Origin of the sequence: Alteromonas sp. MmMcT2-2 (assembly GCF_022348305.1) — a bacterium.
Lineage (GTDB): Bacteria > Pseudomonadota > Gammaproteobacteria > Enterobacterales > Alteromonadaceae > Alteromonas > Alteromonas macleodii.
In genome coordinates this window covers 1-7,245 of sequence record NZ_JAKRFA010000080.1, presented here as the reverse complement: position 1 = coordinate 7,245, position 7,245 = coordinate 1, and the positions used below count along the sequence as shown (strand labels likewise).

6 protein-coding genes are annotated in these 7,245 nt (G+C 39.4%); all 6 read right to left on the bottom strand.

Translation table 11 applies throughout. The features are described from left to right. Positions 1 to 264: 264 nt before the first annotated feature. Positions 265 to 1,371 carry a CaiB/BaiF CoA-transferase family protein gene (locus tag MHM99_RS20385; RefSeq protein ID WP_008305453.1) on the bottom strand — a complete coding sequence of 369 codons (1,107 nt, stop codon included), beginning with the start codon at positions 1,369 to 1,371 and terminating at the stop codon, positions 265 to 267. A gap of 324 nt (positions 1,372 to 1,695) precedes the next feature. Further along, the gene (locus MHM99_RS20380) at positions 1,696 to 2,472 is read right to left on the bottom strand and encodes an SDR family NAD(P)-dependent oxidoreductase (RefSeq protein ID WP_008305454.1); all 777 of its coding nucleotides are present in this window, start codon (positions 2,470 to 2,472) and stop codon (positions 1,696 to 1,698) included. A 59-nt stretch (positions 2,473 to 2,531) separates the two neighbouring features. Further along, positions 2,532 to 3,677, bottom strand: a complete 1,146-nt coding sequence (locus MHM99_RS20375; RefSeq protein WP_008305455.1) for an acyl-CoA dehydrogenase family protein — start codon at positions 3,675 to 3,677, stop codon at positions 2,532 to 2,534. Between the two features lie 57 nt (positions 3,678 to 3,734). Further along, positions 3,735 to 4,973, bottom strand: a complete 1,239-nt coding sequence (locus MHM99_RS20370) for a beta-ketoacyl synthase N-terminal-like domain-containing protein (RefSeq protein WP_008305456.1) — start codon at positions 4,971 to 4,973, stop codon at positions 3,735 to 3,737. 40 nt (positions 4,974 to 5,013) lie between these two features. Next, entirely contained in the window at positions 5,014 to 5,802 is a 789-nt protein-coding gene (locus MHM99_RS20365; protein ID WP_008305457.1) for an enoyl-CoA hydratase/isomerase family protein, read from the bottom strand. A 261-nt stretch (positions 5,803 to 6,063) separates the two neighbouring features. Further along, positions 6,064 to 7,086 (bottom strand): AraC family transcriptional regulator, encoded by a 1,023-nt coding sequence (locus MHM99_RS20360; RefSeq protein ID WP_187447757.1) that lies wholly within the window; start codon positions 7,084 to 7,086, stop codon positions 6,064 to 6,066. Positions 7,087 to 7,245 lie beyond the last annotated feature (159 nt).

The following is a 7,245-nucleotide window of genomic DNA, read 5'->3' as shown; positions in this document are numbered from 1 at the left end:
CTGTGTTGGTTTTTTTTTGGCGAAAGATCTGATCACCAAATGCCATGAATGTTCCCTAACTCTTTGACTTTATTTTACTATTCGTGGGGATAGCTCAGAGTTAAGTATTTACTCTAAAGTAGGCATCTTTTAATACAAAAGAACAAATACAAGAAGATGTAGAATTTTAAAAGGAATAAAAAGAGGCTAAAAGCGAGGACATTCCAAGTCAATTAGCCTACAGAGGAGAAATGCACTTACCAGTGCGAGGTTAAGTATTCGTATTTACTTGTTCAGCGAATTTAAAATTTCTGCTGTATGTTGCCCAACGTTAGGAATTTCACCAATACAAGGCTGGCTAACACTAAACTTAGGCGCAGGTGTTGGCTGTAAATATTGACCTTCACCTGTATAACAGCCACGCGCCTTAATATGCTCATGCTCAGCTGCTTCTGGAATAGATAAAACAGGTGCATAACAAGCATCAGTTCCTTCTAAAATATCGTTGCATTGTGCTTGAGTTTTACTTGCAAAAAATGCCGCCATTTTTGCTCTTGCTTGAGGCCACAACTTTTTATTGTTCTGCTGAGCAAAGTCATCATCATCAGCAAAGCCACACAATGTAACTAATTCTTTATAAAAATTAGGCTCTAACGCTTGAACTGAAACATATTTCCCGTCAGCACATTGATAAGTATTGCACCAATGAGATCCTGCGCCGAAAAAGTCTTGCCCTTTTTCTTCACGTAGCAACCCCTGCGCCCTAATACTGGTTAACAACCCCATGCTATAAATGGTGCCGTCACAAATAGCTGCATCAATCACCTGCCCTTGGCCAGTGTTTTGTGCATATAAAAGCGCTGAAGTTATACCAATGACCAATGGTAAGGTGCCACCACCAATATCGCCCACTAAGGTTGGTGTTGGATATGGTGCATCGTCAGGTAAACCGCCATAATGCAAGGCTCCAGTAATTGATACATAGTTGATGTCATGGCCAGCATTTTTTGCTAAAGGTCCTGTTTGCCCCCAACCAGTCATACGACCATATACGAGTTTTGGGTTGCGCTGATGACAAACCTCCGGTCCAAGCCCCAACTTTTCAGTAATGCCTGGGCGAAACCCTTCAATTAACACGTCTGATTGCTCAACAAGCTTCAATACTGTTTCAACATCATCAGGATTTTTTAAGTCTAGTGCAATCGACTTTTTACCACGCTTAAAAAATGAAGCATCTTTATTGCTATCTAAATCAATACCAGCGTTAGGGTTAGCCGTTTTACGTTCAATTAAAATAACCTCAGCCCCAAAGTCAGCTAGTATCATACCAGCTGCCGGACATGGCCCTAAGCCAGCCAACTCAACAACTTTTATACCGTTTAGTGGTCCCATTTCATTTTCTCCACGTTATAATACCAATTAAATTAAATATTTGATCATTCAGCGAGAGTTAAAAGGCTTAGAGGCAAGGCATTGGTTGCAGGTAATGGTTATTCCCTTATCAAAATCAATAACGCAAGCATATAAGCCTTTTAAACTCGCCCTTCGGGAGCTTGTCAGGAGAGTAATAACTTTACAAATTGCTTTAGTGGAGAATGCTACACCTGCATCAATTTGCTTTGTTCTAACTCCCCTGACACAGCTCTGAACTGACTAAATATTTAATGCAATTGGTATAAAAGCACCTTAAAGGTGCTTTAATAACTTATTAAGAACTTACTTAGCTTGCATCACTGTAGCGCCATCTAATCGGACAATACGACCATTCATATAGCCATTTTCAAATAAGAAAGAACAAGTATGTGCAAACTCTTCCATTTCACCCATACGTTTAGGCGCTTCACACATTTCTACAAGTGAATTAACCACTTTTTCACCTAGCGACTTAACCATAGGCGTACCAAATAAACCTGGTGCAATTGAATTTACACGAATACCGTAACGGGCTAATTCTCGTGCAGCTGGAATATTCATACCATTAACTCCGGCTTTTGAACCTGAATATGCACTTTGACCAATTTGCCCTTCAAAAGCTGCCCCCGATGAAATGTTTATAATCACTCCTCGTTCACCTTTTTCGTCTGGCTCATTCTTTGCCATTTGTTCAGCACATTTAGCCATCACATTAAATACACCACATAAATTAACGTTAATTACCGTAGCGTATTTTTTTAGGCTTGAAGCAATACCTTCTTTATCTAAAATTTTACACGGTAGTGGAATACCAGCCGCATTAACGTCACCGTGAATTGCACCGAACTTATCCATTACAGCAGCAATCGCAGCATCTATACTTTCTTCACTTGTTACATCAGTTTGGCAAAAGATAGCCTTATCTTCCCCAAGCTCAGCCACGGTCGCATTGCCTGCGTCTTCATTTAGGTCAAACAAGGCAACTTTAGCGCCCTTTTCTGCTACTAAATATTCTGCTGTCGCTTTACCTAAGCCAGAAGCGCCACCTGTTATAACAACAACTTTATCTTGCAAATTCATGAACTTTCTCTCAAATTTTTATACACATGCTGGTTAACTTGCAGTAACCAACGATAGAATTATTTAAATGCTTGAATACCTGTTAACAAGCGAGCAATTAACAACTGCTGAATTTCTGTAGTCCCATCAGGAATTGGTCCAACAATCGCTTCACGAGCTAAACGTTCAACAATAAATTCTTTAGTAACACCATTACCACCGTGTATTTGCACAGCATCACGACAAGCAGTAACCGCTATTTCAGTACCGTACCATTTCGCCATTGAGCACTCTTTGTCACAACGAATACCATTATCAATCATGTCAGCAGCACGTAAAGTTAATAGTCGAGCCGCATCAATTTCAGTTGCCATTTTAGCAATTTTAAGTGCAATTAGCTGGTGACCCGCAATCTGTTTGCCATGCTGTGTACGCTCTTGACTATATTTAACAGATTCTTCCAGCGCACGACGAGCAATTGAATAACCCCAAGCCGCCATATGACAACGAGCACGTTCAAACGTTACCAATGTATTTTTTAATCCATCACCTTCTTTGCCAACCGTATTCGCTACAGGCACACGAACATCAGCAAGGAAAATTTGAGAAGTTGACTGGCTGTTTAACGCCATTTTTTCAATTCCCTTAACTTCTAAACCTGGTGTGTCGGCAGGAATAGCAATATGCGTTAATTCACCTTCGCCTGTTTTACAGGTACAAACGAATATATCCATATGTTCGCCATTTGAAATCCAAGTTTTTTCGCCATTAATAACCCACTCATCGCCATCTTTTACCGCACGAGTTTTAACAGCAGCTACATCTGAACCCACATCTGGTTCAGAAATACCAATAGAAATAAACTTCTCACCCGAAATTAAACCTGGTACATACTCATCAATGATATGTTGAGGAGCATTATTAATTAACAAATCAATACCTGCTACGTTAATTAACCCAGTAAGCGCGAGATCTAATGAACCTACCGCAACTTCTTCCCAAATTAAAAGATGCGTTTTCCAGTCCATTCCATAGCCACCACTTTCTTCTGGGTGTGGAGCACTGATATAGCCAAATTCAGATAATTTACTGCTCCACTTTACCAATTGTTCTTTGCTAAAGTGGCTTTCACCGTGAGCTCTAATTTCTGGTTCAATCTCGTTTTGTACGAATTTACGAACCGACTCAACGGCCATTTCTTGTTCTTCAGTCATTTGGAAGTTCATTATTTATTCCTCATTACATTAATCTTTTACAAGGTCGATACTAGCCACTTAATAAAATTAAGCTTTTGCTAAAATGTTAATTGACACAGCGCCTTCTTCAATACCTACTAACCCACCGCTGTTTTCATGTACCGCATGTTTAGCACCAACAACCTGACGAGCACCGGCTTCACCACGAAGTTGAACAACAAGCTCATGAATTTGACCAAGCCCTGTCGCACCTAGCGGATGACCTTTAGACTCTAAGCCACCTGATGGGTTAATTGGAATGCGGCCTCCAATTGTAAAGTCACCATTTTCTGCAGCTGGTCCAGCTTCACCAAAACCAACTAAACCAAGGTTTTCAGCATGTAAAATTTCACCCATTGCTGTTGCATCATGAACTTCAGCCACGTCCATATCTTGTGGACCAACACCCGCTATTTCATAGGCTTCTTTTGCCGCTAAATGCTCACAGTGCTGATCCCACTGATCAGCTGGTCGGCTAGTAGCGCTGCGAATAACAGCAGCAAGTACTCGAACAGCGCGCTTTTCGGCATTTAATTTTTTCAGCCCTTCTTCATTACAAACCACAACCGCTGCCGCACCGTCTGAAATAGGTGCACACATAGGTAAAGTTAAAGGGTAAGTAATTGGTGGAGCTGCCATTACTTCATCAATCGTATAAGGGTCTCTAAATTGCGACAATTCATTATGAACTGAGTGCTGGTGGTTCTTAGCGCTCACTGCCGCTATTTGTCTTTGAGTTGTACCAAATGTTTTCATATGGTTACGACAAAAAGCTGCATATACATCCATAAACACACTATAAGGGCGCTCTGAGGTTGTACCTGGTGGCACTTCAAAACCTTCAGCAGGCTTTAATAAAGTTTTAAGGTTTTGCTCTGGATTGCTCACATCCCATGCACCATCAAATACAGAGAACATCTTAGCTTTGTCGGCTACATTCATCTTCTCTGCGCCAACAACTAGTGCAATATCACATGCACCTGATTTAAGCATTTGGTTGGCTAGATAAAAACCTGAACTACCTGAAGCACAAGCATTCTCAACATTAAAGATAGGGATACCTTCAATACCATTTTTACTTAAGTAAACTTGTCCGGGTACCATACCCTGACCATGTAAATGGCCTTGAGTACAGCCAGTGAAAAATGCCGTTCCAATTTCGTCTTTATCACAACCAGCATCAGCAAGTGCTTTTTCAATTGCTTCGCCAGTCAAACTTTCTAATGTACGTTCGATGTGTCGACCAAACTTAGTCATGCCAACACCTGCGATATAAATATTACTCATGTTCTTGGTTCCTATTATTAGCTTAATTAAGCAACTCTTGCTATTTGCCGATAAATTGCGGTTTACGTTTTTCAGAAAACGCAGTTAAGCCTTCGGTAAAGTCGTATGAACGCATATGCTTTCTTAACAATACTTGCTCATGCTCTAATGCTGCATCTCTCGATTTATCTAAAGCTTGATTAGCCACTTCTTTCATACGACGAAGTGCAATTGGGCTTTTTGAGGCAATTTTGAGTGCAAGTTTTTGTGTTTTATCTTGTAGCTCATCATCATTTGTAACTACGTTAACAAAGCCATATGTTTTCATTTCTTGTGCAGATAAAGTTTCACCAGTAAACAATAAATACTTAGCTACATTGTGAGGGATAATTCGAGGTAATAAGGCTGCCCCTCCAGCGCCAGGGTATACGCCAAAGTTCGCGTGAGCATCACCAATGACTGCACTTTCAGCAGCCACCACTATATCTGCACACATAGCTGTTTCTAGACCGCCCGCCATAGTAATACCATTTAACGCTGCAATTACTGGCTTTGGAAAGTCACGTAGTGGATTAAATACGTTTTCACATAATCGATCTAAAAAGTCTTTCTCTCCAGGAGGTAGCTTTTGTGATGCCAATACTTCTTTTAAGTCTGCCCCTGCACAAAAAGCAGCACCAGTGCCAGTAATAACAACGGCTCTAATTTCATCATTATTAGCTATTTCAGGAATATACTTTTCATAAAGTTCAATGATTTCACCATTGATTGCATTCATTCCTTTCGGGCGGTTTAATGTTAACCAGGCAATACCATCTCGGTTTTCAAAAAGTAAGTTTGCTTCACTCATCACTAATTCCTAATTTTTATTTTGTTAGCCATAAACACGCTAAGTCTTGAGATGGTTCTACTCTAAAAAATAAAAACGCAAAAAAAACCAGCCAAAAGTATGGGTTTAGGAAAAAAGTATGGGAATAGTTAGGAAGGTATATTTAGAAAAACAATAAACAGTTTAAAATTCAATATATTAGAGTGAGATTTTAAAATAAACAAGTTTAGAAAATTGGAAGTTTAAGTATGGGCTCCAAACGAAAGCCCATACTATATTTGTTTAATTTTCAGCTTTAGCTTTTCGATATTCACTTGGTGAGTGCCCCGTCCAACGACGAAATGCACGAGAAAAGTTACTAGTATCAGTAAAGCCTAGTTGATAGGTAATTTGACTAATACTCATTGAGTCTTGCTCAATATATTGAATTGCTAATTGTGAGCGTAAGTCGTCTAAAATTTCTTGGTAACTAGTATCGCGTTGTTCTAGTTTGCCATGCATATTCCTCGGGCTCATATTTAATAATGAAGCAATACGCTCTTTATTACATTCCCCAGTAGGCAATAGCTCAATAATTTTAGTTTCAACTTGGCGTACAATATCAGAGCGATCTAAACGTGCTAAATGCTGAATAACAATTTCATCGTTCACTCGCGCCAATTCAGAACTTGCTGCAGGCAGTTGAACAAACATATCTTCTTTAGCAAAATGTATCGCGTTTAATTTGGAAGAAAACTCAACAGGGCATTTAAATGACTGCTCAAATAACTCTGCCCCAATTTCTGGTTTTTCCCTTACGAGTTGAACTTTTAAAGGGTTAAAGTTAAGGCGGAAAATATGTCGACACATTTGAACAATAGCCATTAACCAGCCTTCAATAGTTTCATCACAAGTTACTGTATTGATAATTTCAATATCCAACACATAATCATCTTTTGTTTCAGTTAACGTATGAATGCCGTTATCACTAAGTAAGCGGAAATAGCGTACTATGCGTTGGCAAAAGTCATTTAAATTGTTACTCGCATATAACGAATAACCAAACGCGTGAAAGCTGCCAGGATGAAAGTTTTTACCAGCTAACAACCCAAAACCTGTTATGCCCGTTGCTTCTACTGCCAGCCTAAAAATTTCCGTAATTTTAACGGTTTCAATACGGTAACTTGGCTCTGATGACGTAACTAAATCAACGCCAGCTTTTTTAAACAAAGCTTGGCTGTCTATCCCGTCAGACTCTAATGCTAACGCAATGGCACTCGCCCAACTGAATATAGTTTTAGGTTCATTATTAGTTGATGTTGTCATAGAAAGTATTAACTCACTAATTTTATTATTATCATTTTTCTATCATAATGATACACGAATAATGACGTGGTCAAGCAAATTCACACAACCCAGTTAAGCAGCTTTTCCTAAGTTAGCCATGTCAGCTTCATATTGGTTTGGACTTTTGTAATCCAGGTA